At 61.2% G+C, this 23,251-nt stretch carries 19 protein-coding genes, 1 tRNA gene and 1 pseudogene; 11 read left to right on the top strand and 10 right to left on the bottom strand.

Going from position 1 to position 23,251, the window contains the following annotated elements:
* The first annotated feature begins 124 nt into the window (after nucleotides 1–124).
* Nucleotides 125–2,764: a DUF3131 domain-containing protein gene (locus tag P9272_RS05500; protein WP_278159627.1), complete on the top strand. Its 2,640-nt coding sequence runs from the start codon at nucleotides 125–127 to the stop codon at nucleotides 2,762–2,764.
* Between the two features lie 49 nt (nucleotides 2,765–2,813).
* Here P9272_RS05500 and P9272_RS05505 read toward each other — a convergent pair whose 3' ends face one another.
* From P9272_RS05505 to P9272_RS05515, 3 genes are all read right to left on the bottom strand, one after another.
* Nucleotides 2,814–3,833, bottom strand: coding sequence for an ABC transporter ATP-binding protein (locus P9272_RS05505; protein ID WP_278159628.1), 1,020 nt, complete (start codon nucleotides 3,831–3,833; stop codon nucleotides 2,814–2,816).
* A 79-nt stretch (nucleotides 3,834–3,912) separates the two neighbouring features.
* Nucleotides 3,913–4,752, bottom strand: coding sequence for a carbohydrate ABC transporter permease (locus P9272_RS05510; protein WP_128256153.1), 840 nt, complete (start codon nucleotides 4,750–4,752; stop codon nucleotides 3,913–3,915).
* An 8-nt stretch (nucleotides 4,753–4,760) separates the two neighbouring features.
* A complete protein-coding gene (locus P9272_RS05515; protein WP_278159629.1) occupies nucleotides 4,761–5,690 on the bottom strand; it encodes a sugar ABC transporter permease in 930 nt (309 codons plus the stop codon).
* Between the two features lie 322 nt (nucleotides 5,691–6,012).
* Between P9272_RS05515 and P9272_RS05520 the strand changes: the two genes are divergently transcribed.
* Nucleotides 6,013–6,441 (top strand): DUF2267 domain-containing protein, encoded by a 429-nt coding sequence (locus P9272_RS05520; protein ID WP_128256151.1) that lies wholly within the window; start codon nucleotides 6,013–6,015, stop codon nucleotides 6,439–6,441.
* A gap of 53 nt (nucleotides 6,442–6,494) precedes the next feature.
* A pseudogene (locus tag P9272_RS05525) lies at nucleotides 6,495–6,797 on the top strand (transposase); the annotation flags it as partial.
* Between the two features lie 891 nt (nucleotides 6,798–7,688).
* Here the strand turns inward: P9272_RS05525 and P9272_RS05530 are convergent.
* From P9272_RS05530 to P9272_RS05545, 4 genes are read right to left on the bottom strand one after another with little or no spacing between them, the layout of a single operon-like run.
* Nucleotides 7,689–9,374 (bottom strand): acyl-CoA dehydrogenase family protein, encoded by a 1,686-nt coding sequence (locus P9272_RS05530; RefSeq protein ID WP_278159630.1) that lies wholly within the window; start codon nucleotides 9,372–9,374, stop codon nucleotides 7,689–7,691.
* Nucleotides 9,375–9,377: 3 nt separating this feature from the next.
* Complete coding sequence (locus tag P9272_RS05535) at nucleotides 9,378–10,166, bottom strand: crotonase/enoyl-CoA hydratase family protein (RefSeq protein ID WP_347404033.1); 789 nt, start codon at nucleotides 10,164–10,166, stop codon at nucleotides 9,378–9,380.
* The gene (locus tag P9272_RS05540) at nucleotides 10,163–11,830 is read right to left on the bottom strand and encodes an AMP-binding protein (protein WP_278159631.1); all 1,668 of its coding nucleotides are present in this window, start codon (nucleotides 11,828–11,830) and stop codon (nucleotides 10,163–10,165) included. Before P9272_RS05540 ends, P9272_RS05535 begins: the two co-directional genes overlap by 4 nt.
* Nucleotides 11,827–12,930, bottom strand: coding sequence for a glycine cleavage T C-terminal barrel domain-containing protein (locus tag P9272_RS05545; RefSeq protein WP_278159632.1), 1,104 nt, complete (start codon nucleotides 12,928–12,930; stop codon nucleotides 11,827–11,829). The genes P9272_RS05540 and P9272_RS05545 overlap by 4 nt, the downstream gene beginning before the upstream one ends.
* 196 nt (nucleotides 12,931–13,126) lie before the next feature.
* On the opposite strand from P9272_RS05545, the gene P9272_RS05550 reads away from it, so the two are divergent.
* Nucleotides 13,127–14,026, top strand: coding sequence for a LysR substrate-binding domain-containing protein (locus P9272_RS05550; protein ID WP_278159633.1), 900 nt, complete (start codon nucleotides 13,127–13,129; stop codon nucleotides 14,024–14,026).
* A gap of 266 nt (nucleotides 14,027–14,292) precedes the next feature.
* On the opposite strand, the gene P9272_RS05555 is transcribed toward P9272_RS05550, so the two are convergent.
* A tRNA-Ser gene (locus tag P9272_RS05555) sits at nucleotides 14,293–14,382 on the bottom strand.
* A gap of 485 nt (nucleotides 14,383–14,867) precedes the next feature.
* Here P9272_RS05555 and P9272_RS05560 point away from each other — a divergent pair.
* The 5 genes from P9272_RS05560 (at nucleotide 14,868) to P9272_RS05580 (ending at nucleotide 19,627) form a co-directional block, all read left to right on the top strand.
* Complete coding sequence (locus P9272_RS05560) at nucleotides 14,868–15,608, top strand: metallophosphoesterase family protein (protein ID WP_278159634.1); 741 nt, start codon at nucleotides 14,868–14,870, stop codon at nucleotides 15,606–15,608.
* A gap of 120 nt (nucleotides 15,609–15,728) precedes the next feature.
* Entirely contained in the window at nucleotides 15,729–17,141 is a 1,413-nt protein-coding gene (locus P9272_RS05565) for a bifunctional serine/threonine-protein kinase/universal stress protein (protein ID WP_278159635.1), read from the top strand.
* A gap of 104 nt (nucleotides 17,142–17,245) precedes the next feature.
* The gene (locus tag P9272_RS05570) at nucleotides 17,246–17,947 is read left to right on the top strand and encodes a DUF2569 family protein (RefSeq protein WP_278159636.1); all 702 of its coding nucleotides are present in this window, start codon (nucleotides 17,246–17,248) and stop codon (nucleotides 17,945–17,947) included.
* Between the two features lie 84 nt (nucleotides 17,948–18,031).
* Nucleotides 18,032–18,358: a hypothetical protein gene (locus tag P9272_RS05575; protein WP_128256147.1), complete on the top strand. Its 327-nt coding sequence runs from the start codon at nucleotides 18,032–18,034 to the stop codon at nucleotides 18,356–18,358.
* A gap of 279 nt (nucleotides 18,359–18,637) precedes the next feature.
* Complete coding sequence (locus tag P9272_RS05580; RefSeq protein WP_112126444.1) at nucleotides 18,638–19,627, top strand: BMP family ABC transporter substrate-binding protein; 990 nt, start codon at nucleotides 18,638–18,640, stop codon at nucleotides 19,625–19,627.
* Between the two features lie 106 nt (nucleotides 19,628–19,733).
* Here P9272_RS05580 and P9272_RS05585 read toward each other — a convergent pair whose 3' ends face one another.
* The gene (locus P9272_RS05585; protein ID WP_278159637.1) at nucleotides 19,734–20,141 is read right to left on the bottom strand and encodes a hypothetical protein; all 408 of its coding nucleotides are present in this window, start codon (nucleotides 20,139–20,141) and stop codon (nucleotides 19,734–19,736) included.
* A gap of 22 nt (nucleotides 20,142–20,163) precedes the next feature.
* The gene (locus P9272_RS05590) at nucleotides 20,164–20,373 is read right to left on the bottom strand and encodes a SlyX family protein (RefSeq protein WP_128256145.1); all 210 of its coding nucleotides are present in this window, start codon (nucleotides 20,371–20,373) and stop codon (nucleotides 20,164–20,166) included.
* 208 nt (nucleotides 20,374–20,581) lie between these two features.
* Between P9272_RS05590 and P9272_RS05595 the strand changes: the two genes are divergently transcribed.
* Nucleotides 20,582–22,114 carry an ABC transporter ATP-binding protein gene (locus tag P9272_RS05595; protein WP_128256144.1) on the top strand — a complete coding sequence of 511 codons (1,533 nt, stop codon included), beginning with the start codon at nucleotides 20,582–20,584 and terminating at the stop codon, nucleotides 22,112–22,114.
* The gene (locus P9272_RS05600; protein WP_128256143.1) at nucleotides 22,111–23,250 is read left to right on the top strand and encodes an ABC transporter permease; all 1,140 of its coding nucleotides are present in this window, start codon (nucleotides 22,111–22,113) and stop codon (nucleotides 23,248–23,250) included. The genes P9272_RS05595 and P9272_RS05600 overlap by 4 nt, the downstream gene beginning before the upstream one ends.
* The last annotated feature ends 1 nt before the right edge of the window (nucleotide 23,251 follow it).

Consider the following 23,251-nt stretch of genomic DNA (forward strand, 5'->3'; position numbering starts at 1 on the left):
CACCTCGTACGTTACCGTTCCGGCCCCCTCCTGCTTTGATGCGCGTCAAGGTTGCGGCTCGACGAGCCCATTATGAGGGGCGAGGCCCCGCGCCGAGGTTGAATTGGGAAGAATCCGTATGAGAATGACGCGCCGCGTGCTTCTTCAGTCGCTTTGCGCGGGAGCGATCGTAACTCCGATCCTGAAGCTGAGATTGGCAAATGCCGCGCAACGGCCAGTCCCATTCGCGCTGATCTGCGATGCATCTGCCAGCGGATCGGCTGGTAGGAAGGCACAACTGGCACTGGAGACTCTTGGCGGCCGCAACATCCCATCGGGACTTTTGCTGCCGGCGATGTCGTTCGGCGGCGAAGATAGTCACGAGGACATTCACGGGGCGGCCGCAGCGCTCGGACGAACCTATGGTGGGCTGGTCGAGCTTGTCGCCTTTCTCCCCGGCATCGAAGCCGAACGCCCTTATTTCCAGATGCGGTGGGCGAGCGAAGCGCAAGATCGGCTCGCGCGGCTTCTCCCGGAAGATCACGGCGTTCGCCACGCCATCACACTTGCCTGCGGGCAGCTTGCGGATGAACTCTCGCTCGCAGGCGTTCGGGCCGGAGGTTTCCGCAGCGCGCTCTTGATGCCGCAGAAGGATCAGCCGACCGAATTCGCGCAGACCGGCAACGGCGTCATGCAGATTTCGGGAGGAGTGCGGCTTACCTCCCTGAGCGCCTTGGAAGGCGCGAGGGGCGCGATCCTCGAGGCGATTGCTCGCGATGACGTCGTCGTTCTCTATCTTTCGATCAACGACCTTGCACAATTCGCTGACGATCAGATTTCTTCCCTGTCGTCTTCGCTAGCCGATTTCCTCTCGGCACAGGCTGACGCCGGCCGCATCAACATGATCCTGCCTTCCGAGTTCTTCTTCCGCTCGGAAGACTTCGCCAGATATGTCGCACTCTTTATTGACCTGCAGGATGCCTCGCCACCTGACACACAGGCGGTATCAGAACTCCTTTCTGATCTGGCTAAAACGGCCGTTCCCTTCTCCTATTCGGGGGCGAACGGGCCGGCTATATCCGACGCTGGTGTCAAACCGCAATCATTGCAGTGCCAGGCATTGGAAAGCGATCTTGGCGCGCCAGCCTGGCAGGAGCTGAGGGCTCGGGTCGCGCGGATCCTGGCGATCGAAAATCACGACAACGCTTCGATCCAGACATGCGCCGTTAGCCACCAGGATAAGCCGCCCTTTGAGGATATGAGAACGGTTGGTATCAATGTGCTTGCCTCGATAGCAGGGGACCGCGACGGTTTTGCAGGACTGGATCGGAACGGTCTTTTGCGGATTCCCGCGACGTATACTGTCGACGCCAGCCGATTGGGCGACGGAGTGGAGGCGGCTCAGGAGATTGCGAAGCGCATCGGCGACCAACGCGATGCACTTGTCACGGTGAGGACGACTGCGAGCGCCGACAGCGGCACCCGTATGCAGATAGCCGGGATGCTGGCTGAACTGGCGAAGCACCCGGGCAATGTAGCCGTCGACGTCGAACAGCTTGGCCAAGGCGTAATCGCTCAGGATGGTATCTTCGAGCTCCTTGGCAGGTCGGACGCACTTGTCTCGCTTGCAGTCGGCACACACCAGGACATCGATGCTTCTGAGCGCGCGGCGTTGCTGCAGGACGCCGAACTTGCCTGGCAGTATTTCGCGCGCATGTCCGACAAGAATACCGGTCTGGCACCCGCGAGCGCCCAGCTCTCCGGCAAGACAGTCGTTCCCTACACGATGGTGACGATGTGGGACGTCGCCAGCCAGATCTTCGCGACCGGCTGCGCGCGGGCTGTCGGCCTCATCGAAGACGCGGAATTCTCGCAGAGAACGGCCCGGATTCTGAAGCACCTGCCCGTCACCACCATCGGCGGGCTCCGTCTGCCGCAGGCCAGTATTTCGACCCGAGGGGGCGGAGGCTTCGATAACAATTTCAGCGCCTCGGATGTCGGGCGGCTGCTGGCTGCACTGAAGTACCTCGGTCGCGAACCGGGCTTCGAAAAGGAGATCGATGAACTGGTCGATCGCTGGGATTTGAAGGACACGATTTCCGATGGCCGACTGCATGACGTCGATGACGGCGTTCAGAAGGAATATTTCAATTCGAACTACACACATTACGCGACGCGCGGCTTTGCTCTTTGGGGGATGGAAGCCCAATCCCCTTATGACGCCAGATCGATGGCAGATTTGGACGGCCGGATGCGTTTCTTGGAGCAGGTCGCGGATCTCGGCCCGATCGGAACCGAGCCACATGTATTGGAGGGTGTCGAACTCGGCCATTCGGAACCCTCACGCATGATAGCGGACGTCCTTTTCACCGCTCAACTCGACGCCTACCGGACATCCGGCACACTGGTTTGCGTATCGGAGGGCTCAATCGACCGAGATCCATGGTTCGTCTATGAGGGCTTCCAACTGGGCGACGAGGAAAATCCCTGGACGGCCAAGACGGTGCTCGACCGTCGGGAGGACGATACCCCGTCTTTTCGTAATTCCGTCATGATGGTGAACACCAAGGCAGCCTTCCTTTGGCAGGCGATCCGCCCCCATCCTTATTCGGCCAGGCTTTTGTCGCATGTGCGCAAGTCGGCCAGGATTCCCGGCCTGGGCTTCGCGTCAGGGATCTACTCCGCAACCGGAAAACCCACCGCAGGTTACAGCGATCTCAACACAAACGGCATGATCCTGGAAGCGGTCGCTTTCATGCTGAACGGGCACAAGCCGCTGGTCTGACATAAGGCTTGGGGTGTGGTGCTTCGATGTCGTCAGAAGACAAGATTGATCACGGCGCCTCCGGTACTCGGCCGAGCACCGCTCCTTTCGCGTCGAACCGAAACAGGCGCTCAGGCTGCGGGGTCATATACAGGGTCTGACCGGTCTTGAAGTATTGCTCGCCGAACAGTCGGACGGTCACAAGCCCGGCTTGATCCGATTGGAGATAGAGCATCGTATCGGGCCCGAGATGTTCGGCATGGACAACCGTTCCCTCCCAGTCGCCTTTCCCGGGGTCAACAGAGATATGCTCGGGCCGGATGCCGATCTTGTCGGCATCCGGATAGCCGACGCGCGCGGCGTCGATGAAATTCATTTGAGGCGAGCCGACGAAGCCTGCAACGAACAGGTTCACCGGGTTCCGGTAGAGTTCCATCGGCGTGCCGATCTGCTCGATCCTGCCTTCGTTGAGAACGACGATCCGGTCGCCTAGCGTCATCGCCTCGACCTGGTCGTGCGTCACATAAATGATGGTCGCTTTGAGCTCGCGGTGCAGTCGGGCGATTTCGAGCCGTGTGTGGACGCGCAGTGCGGCATCCAGGTTGGAGAGTGGCTCATCGAAGAGAAACAGCTTTGGCTTTCGCACGATTGCGCGGCCTATCGCGACCCGCTGGCGTTGCCCGCCGGAGAGCTCCGCCGGTCGCCGGTCCAGATATTCGTCCAGCGAAAGCATGCGGGACGCCTCTGCTACGTGCTCCCGAATCTCATCTTGCGGCAGGCCTGCCTGCTTTAGCCCAATCCCCATGTTTCCACGTACCGTCAGATGCGGGTAGAGCGCATAGCTTTGAAAGACCATGGCAACCCCGCGTTCGGCAGGCGGCGTCAACGTGACATCGTCGCCGTCGATCCTGACACAGCCGGATGTCGGATCCTCAAGCCCGGCAATGATGCGCAGAAGCGTTGACTTGCCGCATCCTGAGGGGCCGACGAAGATGACGAATTCGCCATCCTGTACCTCAAGGTCGATGTCGTCGAGGACATTGACCCGGCCGAAGGACATGCAGACGTTCTCCAGTTTCAGCGATCCCACGGTATTCTCCTCGTGTTTGTTATCGCAGTTGGTTCGGGTCGACGTTCGCCGGCGCGTCGCGGCCGGAACCCACATGTGCTCATTTCACGGCTCCCGAGGTGATCCCGCGGATGAGTTGGCGGGAGAAGATCAGATAGAGGACGAGCACGGGCACAACCGCCAGCGACAGGGTCGACAGAACCGCGTTCCAATTGGTCACGAATTGGCCGATGAAGACCTGTGCGCCCAGTGTGATCGTTTTGGTCGCTTCAGCCGGAGCTAGGATCAGCGGGAACCAAAGGTCGTTCCAGATCGGGATCATGGTGAAGACCGCCACGGTCGCCATCGCTGGACGGACTAAGGGCAGGACCAGGCGAAAAAAGATCGTGTACTCTGAAAAGCCGTCGATGCGGCCTGCATTCTTCAGATCGTCGGACACTTGCTTCATGAATTCGGACAGAATGAAGATGGCGAGCGGCAAGCCCTGCGCGGTGTAAACGAGCACCAGCGCGGCGAGCGTGTTTACGAGCCTGCTCGCCACCATCATTTCCAGGATGGCCACAGTGCCGAGGCGGATGGGGATCATGATGCCAATTGCAAGATACAGCCCCATAAGCGCATTGGCGCGGAACCGGTATTCGGCCAACGCGAATGCGGCCATGGCACCGAAGAGCAGCACCAGGAACAACGATGCCATCGTTACGATCAGGCTGCTTTGGAAATAATGCGCGAAGTTGCCCTGGGCAAACACCGTCTGATAGCCGATCAGACTGAAGGTCTCGCTGTCAGGCAAGGACAGCGGGGAACGGAAGATCGCTTGCCGGGTCTTGAAGGAATTGACGACGATCAGGACCACCGGAAACAGCGCGATTGCGGTGTAGGCGATCAGAATCGCGTGGGCAGCGACGGTTCGGATTTTCGACGAGCGGGCCTTGTGCATATGCGATCTCAGAACTGATATCGGACGAGCCGCCGCTGCACGGCGACGAGATAGAAGCATACGCCGGAGAGAATGATGAGGAACATCATCGAGGCGATGGCCGCTCCCATATGGGGATCGCCGAGTTGCAGTTGGAAGCCGAAAAAAGTGCGGTAGAGGAAGGTGCCGAGAATATCGGTCGAGAAGTTGGGGGCGGCCATGGCTCCCTGGGAGGTGTAGACGAGATCGAAGGCGTTGAAATTGCCAATGAAGGTGAGGATCGAAATGATCCCTATGGAGGGCAGGATCAGCGGGAGCTTGATTCTCCAGAACTGCGACATTCCGGTAATGCCGTCTATCTCGGCGGCTTCGAGCACGCCGTCGGGGATGGACAGCAGCGCGGCATAGATCAGCATCATGGGTATGCCGACGAACTGCCAGACGGAGATGAGGCTGAGAGTCGTAAGGGCATACTGCTCCTTGCCGAGCCATGGCGCGAACAGGCTCTTTAGCCCGACGATGTCGAGGAAGTATGGAGCGATGCCCCAGAGAGGAGAAAGAATGAGCTTCCAGGTGAAGCCGACGATGACGAAGGAGAGTATGGTCGGCACGAAAATGGCCGTCCGATAGAACGTGCGCAGGCGAAGCCTCGGGCTGGACAGAACCGCTGCCAGCAAGATGCCGACCGGATTCTGCACCAGCATATGAATGACAAAGAACCAGATGTTGTTGCGGAAGGCATTCCAGAAACTCGCCGACCAGCGAGGGTCGCCAAGCAGGGTGCTGAAATTGTCCAGGCGGACGAAAACCTGTTCGCGATCGACCTCCCTAAACAGGGCAAGGTGCAGCGTTCCAAGGAGCGGCAATATCATTACCGCCGTATAGATGACCGTCGCAGGGGCAAGAAAGACGCCGATGTGCCAGCGGATCGGGCGCTTGCGGCTCGATCTGCGCGCCATTGCCCTCGTCGCGCGCCGTTGATTTGGCCCGGTTCGGCTTATGGATGATAGGTCCGTAAACATTGATTTGGTCTGCCATGACTGCGAAGCTACCCTCGATTTCGCGCTGTCATGGCCAAACAAGAATAAGCCTGAACTTGGCTGGCCGTGCGCACGAAATCTGGTTCCAATATTGCGCCTTCCCAAACCTGTGCTTTGATCTAAAGCAACAAGCAAGCCGAGTGGCGGCGGAGCCTGAAGTCTGACTCGAATTGATCCCGCTCAAGGTGTCTCCCGATCCTTCGAGCGAGAACTGCTGCCACTGGACCGATGAGGATTGGTAATGACGACAGTTTCCCAGGAAATCGACACGTGCGTTCAAGCCACCCAAAACTGGATCAATGACCTCATGTGGCGGCTCGGTTGGCACGACAGGGAACGAGTCTACAAGGCTTTGCTGTCGACCCTACATGCCCTTCGCGACAGTCTCGGAGACCGGGAGGCCATCTATCTGGGAGCGCAATTGCCGGCGTTGCTGCGTGGCCTCTACTATGAAGGCTGGCATCCCGGTCGTCGCGCCCGGACCGGGAGCAGAGCACGAAGTGCATTTCTGGAGCGCATCCATGAGGGCGTGCAACGGGATCCCGCCATCGAGCCGGAAGCGGTCGCAAGCTGCGTGATGGCGCAACTAGCTGACCGGCTTCCCCCGGCCGAGTTGGAGAACGCCAAGGCAGCCACCCCTAAGCTGCTCCACAGCCTCTGGCCGGCTTAGGCCGCGGTGACGCACGCTGCTGGGCGCCGCCGTCACAGCCGGCGCGGCCACGCTGCTACCTGCCGCTCTACATCTTCTGCGGCCGGCACCTTCTGGCGGCAAAGCTCAGGCGTTCCAACATCGATGCCAGCAAGGGATCGGTCGGGGAGGTCGAGCGGATCGTCGGGCAGATCCGCAAGCGCTGGCCGCGGGTGCGCGTCATCCTGCGCGCCGATTCCGGCTTTGCCCGTGAGGAGTTGATGGCCTGGTGCGAGATCAACCGCGTCGACTACGTCTTTGGGGTCGCCCGCAACGAACGGCTGGAAACCGCAATCGCCCCAACCTTGGAGGAAGCCTGCCTGGCATCCCGGGCAAGCGGACACGGCACCGAACGCCCTCCCTGGCGCGATCACGACGTTCTCGGCCGATGCTGAAGCGGTGACCGTCGGCGGCACATGGAGCGTGACGAACCTAAGCCCCAGCGAGTTGAAGGCGACCGCGTCGAGGTTCGCGCGAAATGCTCCGTTCGTGTCGTGCGGAGTGCTGGGCTACTCCACGCTTAAGGCATTCGACGCCGACCCACCCGGCTCGATCAGCATGCACGCCGAGGCTGAGCTCACGTCGACAGGCACGGCGCCCGTATCGGGCGACAACGTCATTCCCGTGCGGATGCGGACCGTGTTCCGCCTATCCAGTTCGGCGAATGCCTAAGTTCGCCAGGTTTCAATGTCCTGCTCTGAGGAGAGCTCGAAGTTTCGCAGTTTGTTACACAAAATGAGGTAATGGCTGTCTATCGCCTTAACAATTTGAATAAGTTATTGAAATAAAGGGAATATCAAAATTTAAGTGGCGGAGATAGCGTCTTGCGCTTGAACGCCTCCGGATTACACTCTTCCGATTAATTTTTACACATTTTGTTACACGACCACTGCGACGATTTTCAATTTGCTCCCGCAAAGAATTCACCCTTAGATATTTGGCGGTATTCCTGTCGCCAACCTGGAAAGGATGCCTTGTCCGGCAGCGTCGTGAAATTTCGCTTCGAAGTACATAGTTCAGTCCTTCTATGCCTAGCAGAACCACCGGCCGCGGGGGGCTGTCTCCTGCCAATCGATCCCGCCGACGCTAACCCACTGTCGGGTTAAAAGAGCATCCACGAGACCACCGCGACCTTCGCAAGCACGCTTTGATTTCTTCCGGGGATGGAAGGCTCCCCGTGTATACTGATTGGGGAACCGCTCTTGTCTTCCAGGCACCATAGGTAAACGCTACTGGAGATCATATGTTGCCAGAATCTCAGCTCCCGATAATGCGGATTTTGCTGCAGCCATCGCGGTCGGCAATTCAACAGTGATGAAATAGCGGGCCTCACTTTCAGCGCCGCCGCCTTGTGCGAGAGCCGCGTTTTCCGCCAGATACCCCCCGGCAATGACAGCGGCCAAGGCGCGAAGGAGCGGCATTGCTGCCGCAAGCGACTGGATGCTGTCGGGCGCTTTGGATAGCGTCTTCGCCAGCGCCGATATTTCAGACACAATACGGCTTGCGAGCGGTTCGCCGGCAACGATCGCCAGTCCCTCCCGGCTGGATTTCAGGGCGTCAAACAGCGTTTCGCCGTCTTCGAGACATAGCTTTCGCGAGACAAGGTCAATGGCCTGTATGCCATTGGTGCCTTCGTAGATCGGCAAAATACGAGCGTCGCGATAAAGCTGCGCAACGCCCGTCTCCTCAATGTATCCCATTCCGCCGTGGATCTGAATTGCGGTTGATGTCACTTCGACCGCTATCTCCGTCGAGTAGGCTTTGGCCAACGGCGTCAACAGTGAAGCCCTTGCATGCGCGAGCCGTCTTTCATCAGCCGATTTTGCTCTCAGGCTCCCATCGATCCAAGAGGCGGTTGCCATGCAGAGCAGGCGTGCAGCAGCGGTCTTGGCCCGCATTTCAAGCAGCATTCGTTTGACGTCAGGATGACGAATTATCGGGCTCGCGCCTGCTCGCTCGGGAACGCTTCCCTGGCGCCGTTCCCTTGCATAGGCGACCGACATCTGCGTGGCCCGCTCGGCAAGCGCAACGCCCTGGGCGCCCACAAGAAGCCTGGCGTTGTTCATCATCGTGAACATGCAATTGAGGCCGCGGTTCTCTCCTCCGATCAGCCATCCTTTCGCGCCGCCGTTGTCACCATAGGTCATGGCGCAGGTCGGTGAGCCGTGTATGCCAAGCTTGTGCTCGAGCGAATGGCAGCGCAGGTCGTTGCGCGTTCCGTCAGGCAGAAATTTGGGGACGAGAAATAGGGAGATTCCCCGTGTGCCCGCAGGCGCATCGGCAAGCCGCGCCAAGACCAGATGCACGATGTTCGAAGCGCAATCGTGCTCGCCATACGTTATGAAAATCTTGCTGCCGGTGATGGCGTAGGTGCCGTCGCCCAAGCGTTCCGCCCGGCAGCGCAGATCCGAGAGATCGGAGCCAGCCTGCGGTTCCGTGAGGTTCATGGTACCGGTCCATTCTCCGGACACGAGCTTGGGCAGGTAAAAATCCTTGAGGTCCTGGCGGGCATGCGCCGCAATCGCTTCGATGGCACCTGCCGTCAGAAGCGGGCAGAGAGCGAAGGCCATGGAAGCTGAGTTCCAGAGTTCGGTGCATCCCACGGCCATCAGCATGGGAAGGCCTTGCCCGCCATGGTCGGCAGGCCCCGCTAAGCCGTTCCAGCCAGCTGCGCACCAATCCCGGTAGGTTGCACGCCAGCCAGGAGGCGTTGTGACCTGTCCGTCGTTGATGGATGCAGGAAGCCGGTCGCCGACCTGGTTCAAGGGGGCGATACGTTCGGCGGCAAAACGCCCGGCTTCGGAAATGATGGCCTGCGCATCATCAAGAGAGAGGTCGGCATAATGAGGAGCGCCGAACTTCCCGGCGCTCTGCATCGCCAAGAGAATCTCGGACACAGGCGGTCGATAGATCATCTCTCACCTTGTCCCCGGTTCGAGACGCTCGGTCTTCTTGGAAAAGAAGGCCTCGAGCCGGTCCCTGATATCCGGGTTGGTTTGCACGGCTGCAGCAAGCAGGCTTTCCGCAAACAGGCCGTCCGTGGTGGACATGTCATTGATGCGGGAAATGCCGGTCACGATGGCAAAATTGGTGGTAGGGGGATTGGAGGCAACCTGCGCAGCCAGCATCTTGGCACGGGCGAGCGCCTGGCCGTCGCCAACCACTTCGTGACACAGGCCAAGATCCAGCCCCCGTTGGGCATCGTACGTCCTTGCCGACAGCATCATGTCGATCATGCGCGCCGGCGTGATGATGCGGGCCACGCGTACCGTGGCGCCGCCTCCCGTGAAGATGCCGCGCTGGCCTTCCGGAAGCGCAAAGAAGGTGCTCTCCTCTGCCACGCGGACATGGGATGCCGCCGCCAGCTCGAGGCCGCCGCCCACGACTGCGCCCTTGAGGGCGGCGACCACAGGGATGCCGCTGAATTGAATGAGGTCGAAGGTTCGGTGCCAGGCTTGGCACATCGTCATGAATTCGACTGGAGAGCGGTCCTTCTCATAGTGCTCCCGCAGATCCAGCCCGGCGCAGAAATGGGCGCCCCTGGCCGAAAGCACGAAACACCGCGTGCCCCGGGGCGGCGCCCGAAACACGTTTTCGATCTCCAACAGCATGTCTTCGCTAATGGCATTGCGCCGATCCTCGCGTGCCAGCGTCACGACGGTCACAGCGCCTTCCGTCTCGATCGTGATGTATTGTTGTTTCATCATGGAAAAGCCTTGGCCCGTTCACGTAACTTGTACTTTTCGATCTTCCCCGTCGAAGTCTTGGGCAAAGTCTCAAAGATATAATGCTTTGGAACCTTGAAGCTGGGGAGATGTTGCCGGCAGAACTGGTTCAGTTCATCCGTGGTGGCGTTTGCACCAGGCTTGAGCTCCACGAAGGCGCAGGGTGTTTCGCCCCATTTGACGTCGTGCTTGGCCACGACAGCGGCGGCGCTGACGGCCGGATGCCGGTATAAAACGGCTTCCACCTCGATCGAGGAAATGTTCTCCCCGCCAGAGATGATGATGTCCTTGATGCGGTCCTTGATTTCGAGAAAACCGTCCGGATGCTGCACGGCGACGTCGCCAGTGTGGAACGCTCCGCCCGCAAAGGCAGCTTCCGTGGCCGCTTCATCCTTGTGATAGCCTTTCATGATCGTGTTGCCGCGCAGCACGATCTCGCCCATCGCGCTGCCGTCCTGGGGCAGTCGCGTTCCGGATTGGGCGTCCCAAATCTCGGCCGATTCCGTTGTGGGAAAGCGCACTCCCTGGCGCGCTTTGATCATCGCGCGCCTCGTGAAATCCACGCCTTCCCATGCCTGGTCCCAAATGGATTGGACGACATGGCCGTAGGTTTCGGTGAGGCCGTATACTTGCATCACATCGAAGCCCAGGGCTTCGACCTTCTCAAGAATGGCTGCAGGCGGCGGCGCTCCGGCCGTCATGACCCGAACGGCATGCGGCAGTGTAAAAGGTTCTGCTTCGGCGGCCTCTACCAGCATGCCGAGCACGACGGGCGCCCCGCCAAAATGGGTGACACCGAAAGTCTCAATGGCCCCGAAGATTGCTTTCGCCGAGATCTGCCTGCAACAGACGATCGTCGCGGCAAGCGCGGTCATGGTCCACGCATGCCCCCAGCCGTTGCAGTGAAACATGGGCACTGTGTAAAGATAGGTCGGGTGGCCCGACAGTCCCCAGCCCGCGATGGTGCCCAGTGCCATGAGATAGGCGCCGCGATGATGGTAGAGCACGCCTTTGGGCCACCCGCTGGTGCCGGATGTATAGTTCAGGCACAGGGTCTGCCATTCGTCGGCCGGCAGCAGCGGCACGAAGCCTGCGGCTTCGGACTGAACCAAATCCGCGTGGCGGATGCATCCGGCCACGGCCTGTCCCGGCCCGCCAAGGTCGATGACCAGAGGTTTCAGCCGATTGAGGCGCGCCAGCGCCAGTTCTGCCAACGGCGCGCTTTGCCTAAGCCGATCAAGGCGTGCCAGTGCCTCCTCCGCCAGGGGGGTCAATTGCCGGTCCAGCATCAGCACTCGGGTTTCGGCATGCTCAAGAATATAGGCTACGGTTTCGGCATCGAGCCGGATGTTGATGGTGTTGAGGACCGCGCCGGCCATCGCGACGGCGAAGTGTGCCTCGAACATTTCAGCCGTGTTGGGAGCAAGGACCGAAACGACGTCTCCCGGCCTAACGCCCAAGCGGATCAAGCCCGCCGCCAGAGCCTCGCAGCGGCGGCGCACTTCCGGCCAGGTGAAACGACGCTCCTCATCGATGATTGCCACGCGATCAGGGTAAAGGTCAGCCGTGCGGTAGAGGAATGAGATCGGGGTCAACGGCACGTGGTTGGCGGCCCGAGGTTGGAGATAAGGCGCCTCGTCAATCATAGGAAAGGAAGCTCCACCAGCCGCGCGGCCATCGAACCGTTCGCGCGATTGACGCTGACCGTCGCTCCGGCCTTCACTGCGGTCGATATCAAGGCATATCCGATGTTGGCCTTCATTCGGGGCGACCACGTGCAATGCGTCATCACGCCGACCTTGGCGCCCTCGAAGGTGATGTCCTCACGCTTGGCGCCAAACGGCACCGGCATCGAGGCATCGAAGATGAGACCCAGTTGGTGCCGCTTCGGTCCCTCGGCTTCAATCTTTCGGAGTGCTGCGATCCCGACAACGTCGTCCGGAACCCCGAGATCGACATACTTGCCGAGCCGAACTTCGAAGGGATTGGTTTCGTCGTCGGTGTCGCCTCCCACCGACACGAGTCCGCTCTCGGTGCGTTCCGCAGTTGCCGGTGCGCCAGGGCCGATCCCCCAGGGCTTGCCTGCTTCCTTGAAGATGTTCCAGAGCTTCGTGCCCTGCGTCCCATCCCTCAGATAAATCTCAAATCCGCCTTGTTTGGACCATCCCGACCGCTGCACCGCTATGGGAATGCCTTCGATCTCTGTTTCCTTGAACCAGAAGTACTTCAGCGCGCGCACCCAACCGCCCAGAACATGGGCCACAACATCCTCGGCCTTGGGTCCCTGCAGAGCCATGGGCGAGACGTCGGGTTCGGTAATCTCGACTTTCAGCCCGCGTTCCGCCGCGATGGCGCTGGCCCAAAGCCAGATGTCGCTGTCCGCAATCGAAAACCAATAGAGGTCGTGGGAGAGCTTCAACAAGATCGGGTCATTGATGATCGTGCCGCGATGGTTGCAAAGCGGCACATATTTTCCTTGGCCAATCTTGCAGGTCGAGAGGTCTCGCGGCGACAGGATTTGCGCCAGCCGGCCTGCGTCCGGTCCCTTGAGCTGCACCTGGCGTTCCACACCGACATCCCATTGCGAGACCCCGTTGATCAGCCGCCAATACTCTCCTTCAGGGTCGCCGAACGACGTCGGCATGATCATGCGATTGTAGACATTCGCAGCCACCATGCCTTCCGCGACGGCGGCTTCAAAGAAGGGCGATGGACGGACGCGGGCAGTTGGAAAGAACGAGAACATTGGATCCCTCGGGCTGCATTATCGGCAGTGCCTGCCGCCTTCCTGGTCGGGGACGGCTCGGAGCTTCGGAAGTGTGCTCCTTTCATCCCGCCCGGCGCAGGTGAGCCTTGAATGTCTCGGCAACGCGTGTTGCGTCAAACAACCGTTTCGCAGACAATGACCATGTTTCTGTTATACATAGGTTGGAGATGACTAGATGCAGCTCGATCTGCCGCCTCTCATTTGGCTGCGCGCCTTTGAAGCCGCCGCGCGGCACCTCAGCTTCACCTATGCTGCCAAAGAGCTGAATCTCACCCAGGCTGCCATCTCCAAGCACGTCAAATCGCTCGAGCTCAGCCTGCGGCATCAGCTGTTCATCCGCCACCCTCGCAGCCTGCAACTGACCAAGACCGGGGAGGCCTATCTGCCCAAGGTGCGCGACGCATTCGAGCGTCTGGCTGTCGGTACCCGAGAGGTGTTCGGTGGGCGCCGAGCAAAGGAACTGACCGTGCGATGCGCGGTGTCGTTCGCGGTCAATTGGCTGGCGCCCCGTCTCCCGGAATTTCTGGACCGCTATCCCGACAAGAATATCCGGATCATCTCGAGCGTCTGGAACGATGCCTTCGATACGGATGTCTTTGATCTCGACGTTCAGTACGGCACCGGCGGCTGGAGCAACGCGCGGAGTCACCGTTTGACATGGGAGACCATCACGCCCCTCTGCGCCCCTGGCCTCGTCGAGAAACGACCACTGAAGCGGCCCGACGATCTGCGGGAACACCGGTTGCTACATGTGCTCGGTTACCAGGAAGGCTGGGGGATCTGGCTGAATGCCGCGAAAGCAAAGACGGTCGACCCCGGGCAGGGGCTGCAACTCGACACCTCCTTGACGGCGTTCGAGATCGCGTCAGAAGGTGGCGGGGTCGCACTCGGGCGTTTGTCGCTCGTCGGCCGAGAACGGACGTCTGGCAGGCTGTTCGCGCCATTCGACCTCGAAGTACCGATTGATGAGGCCTTTCACCTGTTGGAGCCCCTCGGAGGGGATCTGCATCCCGACGCTACGTTTTTCGTCGACTGGCTGCTCGATGCCGCGGCTCGCGACCGTGTGAAGATGTGAGGTGTCGGATCGAAGGCAGAGGGTATCTGACGGTCAACACCGCTGAACCAACCCAGCTGCAAATCCTTCGTCATCACGATGAGCAGACCAGGCGAGGAACCAGACAGTCCGCCTGCGGCCCCAAAACACGACGTACCTCGACGTCGAGCGACGCCATGGCGGCTAAGTGGATTCCCGATAGTTTGTTACGCAGGTTAAGGTTCGACTTTTAACTGCGCTACGAGTTTACTAAGTGTTTGAAATGATTGGCTTATTAGGAAATTTTATGGCGGAGAGAGCGGGATTCGAACCCGCGTTACGGTTTCCCGTAAACACACTTTCCAGGCGTGCGCCTTCAACCACTCGGCCACCTCTCCGTCCTTGACATCTCGCGCAGACCGGTTTCGCCGCGCGGGTTGGGGAGATGCTCCCATGGGAAGTCCTTGACGGATATGTGGTGTGCCTTCAACCGGCGGGCAACCCTTCCCTGCGCCGCTAGCCGTCTAGGCAAACAGGCGCGGGGCTCATCTAGTCGATCCGAAAGCGAATGCCAAGCCATAATGGCATCGCAAAGGCTTTTGGCCGTGGATGGCCCCGAGGGGCGCCTCAACGACGAGGTGATGCGCGTTCGCGTGATGTGTGCGGGCTGACCCCCAGGAGCCGTTCGCGCCTGAGCGCGCAGCCTCGTTCAGAGTGCGTGCGAGGCCGGACAGCCGATCGGCAGGCAATGTAGTGGAAGTAGACAAGGTAACCGCATTGGCAGGGGATGCTCCGCCGTAAGCTCGCGCAAGGGTATTGAGCCGGATCAAGTTCCTTGCAGCCGTCGCCTTGCTATGTTGCGCGCTTCCCGGGACAAGGTTGAATGCGCATCGCGATCCTGTCTGACATCCATGCCAACCGTGAGGCGTTCGAGGCAGTCCTCGAATTCGTTCGGAAGCAGGCACCGGACCAACTGGTTCTGCTTGGCGATCTGGTCGGCTATGGGCCCGATCCTGTTTATGTGGTCGAAAAGGCCGCCGATCTGGTGGAGGGCGGCGCGTTCTGCATCAAGGGCAACCATGATGAAGCGGCGGCCTTGGGCCGGACCGACATGACGGAGAACGCCCGAACCGCCATCGAGTGGACCCGCAAACGGCTCGCCCGGGAGCACCTCGATTTTCTTGCGCAACTGCCGCTCTCTTCACGATCCGGGGACCGGCTCTATGTTCACGCCAGCGCGGAACGGCCGGAAAAATGGCTGTATATACGCGACGTCGACGCGGCAGAACGCTGCCTGTCCTCAAGTGATGCGCGCTTCATCTTCTGTGGCCATACCCATATTCCAGCCATTTACTATGCCTTGCCCGGCAGCCGGCCGGTTCATTTTCGGCCGCTGGACAGTGTGGGAGCGCCTTTGTCCGAGCTTAGGCGGCACCTTGTCGTCGTTGGGGCGGTCGGCCAGCCGCGTGACGGCAACCCGGCCGCCTGCTTCGCGCTTCTCGACACGGAACGGCGTGAGGTGACGATGGTGCGCGTTCCTTACGATCATGAAGAAACCGCCCGCAAGATTCAGGCGTCAGGCTTGCCCGGGTGGCTTGGCATGCGCTTGAAGATCGGCCGCTAGAGCGTTTCACCGTTTCACGGAAACGGCGAACCGCTCTATCTCCTTGTTTTTTACGCAATTCCGGACGGAAAACCGCTCACACTTTTCCTGGAATTGCTCTGGTCAGCCTGGAGGCGATGGATGCAGAAGTTCGAGGCAGGGGCAAGCATCGATGGTTTCGAGCTCGTCGAGCGGCTTCAATCCGGCGGCATGGCGACGCTATGGCGGGCGAGAAATCCGAAATTCGATTTCCCGCTTCTGCTGAAGATACCGTTTCTCGACCCGGGCGGAGACGTTTCCGTCATTCTTGGCTTCGAGGCCGAGGAACTGATCCTCAAACGCCTGTCGGGTCCGCATGTGCCACGCTTCGCGGCATCCGGAAGCCTGGCGAAGGTTCCCTATATTGCCATGGAGTTCGTCGCCGGCGTCGGTCTGGCGGAGCTGACGAACCGCGCCCCACAGCCGCCGGACGAGGTGGCAAGGATCGGCGCGGAGATGGCGAAGGCGCTCGCCGCCTTGCACCGCCAGAAGGTCGTCCACCTCGATCTCAAGCCTGAAAACATCATTCTGGCCGAGCGCGGCGCCGTGCTTTTGGACTTCGGCCTCGCCCGCCATGCAGAGCTTCCGGACCTTCTCGGTGAAGAGAGTTCCGTGCCGATGGGCACGGCAGCCTATATGTCGCCGGAACAGGTGCTGGGCGAGAGGTCCGATCCCGCGAGCGATATATTCGCGCTGGGCTGCATCCTCTATCAGCTCGCCACCGGCGAGGAGCCATTCGGGCGTCCGGCCACCTTCGCGGGAATGAAGCGCAGGCTCTATCATGCGCCCAAGCCGCCGCGAGACATCGACAAGGCCATACCAAGGTGGCTGGAGGCCATCATTGTGCGCTGCATGGAAGTCGACAGATCCAGGCGCTATGGCGAAGCGGCGCATGTTCTGTCGGATCTCAGGAACCCCGATCAGGTCGTGGTCGCCAGGAAGAGCGCGCCATCGAGCGAAGGGGCCTGGGGCGCGATCAGTAATCTTTTCCGCCGGACCGATGAGAAGTCGCTGGTGGGCAAGGCGGTCAGCTCCGCGGTGCGCGCCGGACCGCCGATCGTTCTGGCCGCGGTCGACCTCGCCAACGGAAGCGATGCGCTGGCCGGCGAGGTTCGCAACGAAACCGCGCGTCTCCTTGCGGCACGTCCGGACTCCTGGCTGGCCTGCGTGACGGTGGTGAAGACCGAGATCGTCGGCAAGACACCGGACGTCGATGAATCGGGGCGCCTGGTCTATCTGCAGCGGCTGGTCGCGCTGAAGGACTGGGCGCGTCCGCTGCATCTGCCGGAGGACCGCATAAGCTATCACGTGCTGGAGGCTGTCAGTCCGGCCGACGCGATCCTCAACTATGCCGAGCACAATGATGTCGGGCACATCGTTGTCGGCGCCCGATCCTCTTCGGCAATTCGCCGCCACCTCGGCAGCGTGTCGACCAAGGTCGTGGCGCGAGCCCTTTGCTCGGTGTCGGTCGTGCGATTGAAAGCGGTCGAGGAGGAAAGGCGGCTGCCGCCGTGAGGCGGTCGGTGCCCTGCAAGATCATCCGAGCTTGACTTCGGCCTTGCCTGCCTGTCGACTGCTTCCACAATTGCATTGGGCTTTGCGAGGGGCATTGTCCTGACATGGCATCGATCGACCAGCAACCCGCGGGGCGGCCGGACAGCGGGCTTTCGTTCATCCCGGTGGCTTGGCTCGCCATCGTCATGGGCCTGTCGGCCTATGGCTTGATCTCGAACTGGCGGCTGATCGGCGACTTCAGCCTGCCGGATAACGTACTCTTCCTGATCTATGGCGGCCTCGCCGGCGGCGTCATCACCATTCTGTGGGGGCTGTACCTCCTTGGTCTCGCCTTCAATCGGTCGGCCCGTTTCCCGCGCCACTACACGATCTGGCAGGTCGCCATCATCATCTGGATCCTCGTGCGCCAGGCCTATGTGCTGCTCGTGTCCGACTTCGTCTTCTCGGCCGAGGGGCTGGGCTTCACCGTCACCGAGATCGCCATCGGTTTGCTCTGTATCTATCTCCTGCGCAACGGGGCCGGCGCCGAGACGGTCTACGCCAACCTGGAGACCGAGCGGCCGCCTGTCCTCGTCTCGATCCTCGCCGCGCTGCTCGGCATCATCCTTGGCGGCGTGATCGGCGCATTCGGTGGGTTCTTCGCGGGTTCGCTGATCGCGGACCTGACCCATATGAGCTGCTTCGAGGGCGCCTGCGGATTTTTCGCGGCTTTCGTCGGGCTGGGCGGCCTGATCGTCGGCGCGATCGCCGGCGGCATTTTCGCCATCTGGCGGGTCAACAGGCGCAGACCGGCGCGGGCTCGCTAATTTCACGGATCCGCGATTGCACGCGAACCACGCACGCTCTATGTCGATGGCGGGGCAGGCGGGAGCTTCCCGGGGAGAGCGTCGATGTTGCGTTTCATCTTTCGGTTGGCGGCCATGGTTGCGCTGTCGATCTCCGTCATCATGGCGGTGATCGACACGACACGCTCGGTCGCCGCCTCCTCGCTGGTGATGACGCCGCTCAACGCAAGCTGGCTGGCGGTCTCGCCGGACACCCGCGCCACCTTCGAGACCTTCGTGCGCGCCAAGGCAAGCCCGCTGGTGTGGGACGGCGCCGTCGTCTGGGTGCTCGCGCAGCCTGGTTTCGCCGTGTTCGCGGTTCTTGCCTTCCTGCTGTACGCCATCGGCTACCGGCGTAGGCGCCGGGGCGCGGAATTCGCTCCAAGCCCCTGAAGGCTCTCGTTGCGACGCAATTCCGGACGGAAGGCTGCGGCGAAACCGCCGAACCTGACCGCTTCACACTTTTCCTGGAATTGCTCAAAGAGCCAAGCCGGACCGCCGGTAACTGCTTTTTCCAACAGGTCAAAATTCCACGTGAATTTTGTTTCGCGCCGTGCCAGATTGACGGCGAGCGGGAGGGGAAAAACACTTCCTGCCTGACGTCGCAGGCCTGCCGGAGAACCGGGCCGGCGGGCGGCGCAAACGGAAAATAACCGACAGGGTGTGGATCACATGAAACGTATCGTTCTTGGCCTTCTGGCCGCAACCGCAATGGTTCTTCCGGCTTTCGCCGCGGATGTCCAGCCGGCCATCCTCTACGATCTCGGCGGCAAGTTCGACAAATCCTTCAACGAGGCTGCCTATCACGGTGCCGAGAAGTTCAAGACCGAAACAGGCGTCGCCTATGTCGAATTCGAAGTCTCGAATGCCTCGCAGCGCGAGCAGGCGCTGCGCCGCTTCGCAGAGGACGGCCGAAACCCGATTGTCATGGCCGGCTTTGCCTGGGAAGACGCGCTGAAGGCGGTCGCGAAAGATTATCCGGACCTGAACTTCGCCATCATCGACGATGCCGTCGACCTGCCTAATGTCCGCTCGCTGGTGTTCAAGGAGAACGAAGGCTCCTATCTCGTCGGCATCCTGGCGGCGATGGCGTCGAAGTCGAAGAAGGTCGGCTTCATCGGCGGCATGGACATCCCGCTGATCCGCAAGTTCGAATGCGGCTATGTCGGCGGCGCCAAGTCGGCAGGTGCTACCGATGTCATCCAGAACATGACCGGCGACACGCCGGCCGCCTGGAACGACCCGGCCAAGGGCGGTGAGATCGCCAAGACCCAGATCGACCAGGGCGCCGACGTGGTCTACGCGGCGGCCGGCGGCACCGGCGTCGGCGTGCTGCAGGCGGCGGCGGATGCCGGCAAGCTCGGCATCGGCGTCGATTCCAACCAGAACGGCCTGCAGCCGGGCAAGGTGCTGACCTCGATGATGAAGCGCGTCGACGTCGCGGTCTACAACGCCTTCATGGACGGCAAGAACGGCACCTTCAAGGGCGGCCTCCAGAATCTCGGCCTCAAGGAAGGCGGCGTCGACTACGCCATGGACGACAACAACAAGGCGCTGGTCACCGACGAGATGAAGGCCGCGGTCGAAAAGGCCAAGGCCGACATCATCGCCGGCAAGATCGAGGTGCACGACTATACCGCTGACAACAAGTGCCCCTATTGATCAGCATCTGAAGCATGGTTTGAACCGCCGGGCCAACGCCCGGCGGTTTCGTTTTTGGCAGTGGACGATGCGGCCGACGGTCGAAGCCATGGCCGAAGGCGACATTCTATAGCGTGCCGACGATATAGCCGAGCGCGAACGCTGCCAGCAGGGCGAGCGCAATGACAAAACCGAGCCTGCCGCCAAGCCAATGCGGGCCGACGCCGTAGGGCTTGCGTTCGAGCCGGTGGATCATCACCGGCGGCGGTTCGGCCTCGGGAGCGGCAAGGCCGGCGAGGCGCGCCTGCATCTGCGGCAGTTCCGCGAGGCGTTGCGTGACCAGCTCCCAGCGATTGCCGAGCGCTTCGGGCGCCGCGGGATCAAGCGCGCGCAGGCGTTCGGCGAGCCGCAGTACCGCGTCGCGAAAGATGGGATCGAGCTCGAGGTCGCGCTCGGCACGGGCTCGTTCCTTGTCGTTCATCAGGCCGAAGACATAGTCTCCGGCCCTGGCGACACGGTCGCTTTCACTGGACATGGCCGTCTTTTCCCATGGCTCCTCACCAATGCGGCGGCTTGGTCACCGGAACATCGGGCGCGGTCTGCTCCTCCAACTCGAGGAACCGGTCGGTCAAGGCGGCGAGCTTGCGCTCCATGCGCTCGATCACCTTCCACTGTTCGGCGATCTGGCCGGACAGTTCCTCGATGATCTTTTCCTGCTCGGCGGCGCGGATTTCCAGCGTCGTCAGCCGATCGTCAGGCATGGCCATGCAAAACCGGTCCTCGCGAATATCTTGGGCTCTGTTCGTTCTCGCAGGTTCTGATCGCAAAACCGTGGGACACTTTTGCGGAACCTGCTCAGGTTCGAAATTGACAAGGGCGCGGGGATTTGTCGAGAGTGAACGGCCGATTGGCATAGGCGGGGCATCATGCTAGGCATTTTGACCAAGCGATAAAAAACTGAGTGGGACAGGCTGCATGGCGCAAGCCGCAATTGAGCTCATAGGCATCAACAAGAGCTTTGGCGCGGTACGTGCCAACCGCGACATCAACCTGGAAGTCGCGCGCGGCACCATCCACGGCATTGTCGGCGAGAACGGCGCCGGCAAGTCGACGCTGATGTCGATCCTCTACGGCTTCTACCAGGCCGACAGCGGCGAAATCCGCGTCGGCGGCAAGCCTGTTTCGATCCACACGTCCAACGACGCCATCGCGCTCGGCATCGGCATGGTCCATCAGCATTTCATGCTGGTCGACAATTTCACGGTGCTGGAAAATGTCATCCTCGGCGCCGAAAGTGATGCGTTGCTGAAGAGCAGCATAACCAAGGCGCGCTCGGAGCTTGACCGGCTGGAACGCGAATATGGCCTCGAGGTCGATCCCGACGCCGTCATCGAGGAACTGCCGGTCGGCCTGCAGCAGCGCGTCGAGATACTCAAGGCGCTCTATCGCGGCGCCGAGATCCTGATCCTCGACGAGCCGACGGGCGTGTTGACGCCGGCCGAGGCCGACCACCTCTTTCGCATCCTCAAGCAATTGAAGGACCAGGGCAAAACGATCGTGCTCATCACGCACAAGCTGCGTGAGATCATGGCGATCACCGACACGGTTTCGGTGATGCGCCAGGGCACGATGGTGGCGACCAGGACGACAAAGGACACCACGGTCGGCGAATTGGCCGAGCTGATGGTCGGTCGGCGCGTGCTGCTGCGGGTCGAGAAAGGTCAGTCGGAAGCCGGCGCAGTGAAACTGTCGGTGAAGAACCTGACGGTGAGGGACCAGCGCGGCGTCACCATGGTCGACAACGTGTCCTTCGATGTGCGCGGCGGCGAGATCGTTGGCATCGCCGGCGTTGCCGGCAACGGCCAGTCCGAATTGCTCGAAGCGATCTCCGGCATCAGGCACGCGGTCTCCGGCGAGGTGATGCTCGACGGCAAGCCGATCGACCTCACCGGCAAGGCCGATCCCGGCGAATTGCGCGACCGTGGGCTAGCCCATGTGCCGGAGGACCGCCACCATGTCGGACTGGTGCTCGCCTTCGAGGAAAACGAGAATTCGATCCTCGGCTATCACGACGACGAGCGCTATCTGAAGGGGCCGTTCCTCGACATCGATGCCATCATGGCGGACGCGAAGGACAAGATCGAGAAATACGACATCCGCCCCGGCAATCCGCGCCTCAAGACGGCCAATTTCTCAGGCGGCAACCAGCAGAAGATCGTGCTGGCCAGGGAGATGGAACAGGACCCGGGCGTGCTGATCGTCGGCCAGCCGACGCGCGGCGTCGATGTCGGCGCCATCGAGTTCATCCACAAGCGGCTGATCGCCATGCGCGATCAGGGCAAGGCAGTGCTGGTGGTGTCGGTCGAGCTCGACGAGATCCGCTCGCTGTCCGACCGTATCCTGGTGATGTTCGCCGGCCGCGTCGTCGGCGAACGCGGGCCGGAGGCGACGGAAGGCGAACTCGGCTTGCTGATGGCCGGCGTCGAGCACCAGGAGGCCGCCGAATGAGCACGCCCTACGCCAAGCTGCCGGCCTGGGCCGATTACGGGCTGATCCCACTGATCAACCTGTCGGTCGCCTTCATCGTCGCCGGTTTCGTCGTCATGCTGGTTGGCGAAAACCCGTTCCGCGCCGCCGTCATCCTGGTCGAGGGCGCCTTCGGCAAGGGCACGGGCATAGCCTTCACACTCTTCTACGCCACCACCTTCATCTTCACCGGATTGTCGGTGGCGGTGGCGGCGCATTGCAGCCTGTTCAACATCGGCACTGAGGGCCAGGCCTACATAGGCGGCCTGGGCATCGCGCTTGTGTGCCTGAGCTTCGACAGCGTGCTGCCCTGGTGGGTGATCTTTCCGATCGCGATCGTGGCCGCCGCCGCGTTCGGCGCGCTGTGGGGCCTGATCCCGGCCTATCTCCAGGCCAAGCGCGGCTCGCACATCGTCATCACCACCATCATGTTCAACTTCATCGCCGCCTCGGTGATGGTCTACCTGCTGGTCGGCGCGCTGAAGCCGGCAGGCTCGCAGGCGCCGCAGACGCGCAATTTCCTTGCCGGCGCGGCACTGCCGAAGCTCAACTGGGTGATCGAATTGTTCGGCGCCAAGATCCGTTCCGCCCCGCTCAACATCTGCTTCCTGCTGGCGCTGGTCATGGCCTTCCTGGTTTGGCTTCTGATCTGGCGCACCCGGCTCGGCTATGAAATGCGCACTTATGGCCACAGCCCCAAGGCGGCGCGCTATGCCGGCATTTCGGAAACCCGCATCATCATCACTGCGATGATGATCTCGGGCGCGCTGGCCGGCATGATGGCGCTCAACCCGGTCATGGGCGATCAGCACAATGTCGCGATCGATTTCGTTTCCGGCGCCGGCTATGTCGGCATCGCGGTCGCGCTGATGGGCCGGCTGCACCCGGTCGGCATCGTGCTGGCGGCCATCCTGTTCGGCATGCTCTACCAGGGCGGCGCCGAGCTCGCCTTCGAGATGCCTGCGATCAGCCGCGACATGATCGTCATCATCCAGGGCCTTGTCATCCTCTTTGCCGGCGCGCTGGAACATATGTTCAGGCCTTACATCCAGGCGCTTTTCGCCTCGGTCAGTCCGAAGTCGGTCGGCATGCAGGCGGTCAAGGGAACAGGGGCCTGAG

Source organism: Mesorhizobium sp. WSM4976 (assembly GCF_029625685.1).
Classification (GTDB): domain Bacteria; phylum Pseudomonadota; class Alphaproteobacteria; order Rhizobiales; family Rhizobiaceae; genus Mesorhizobium.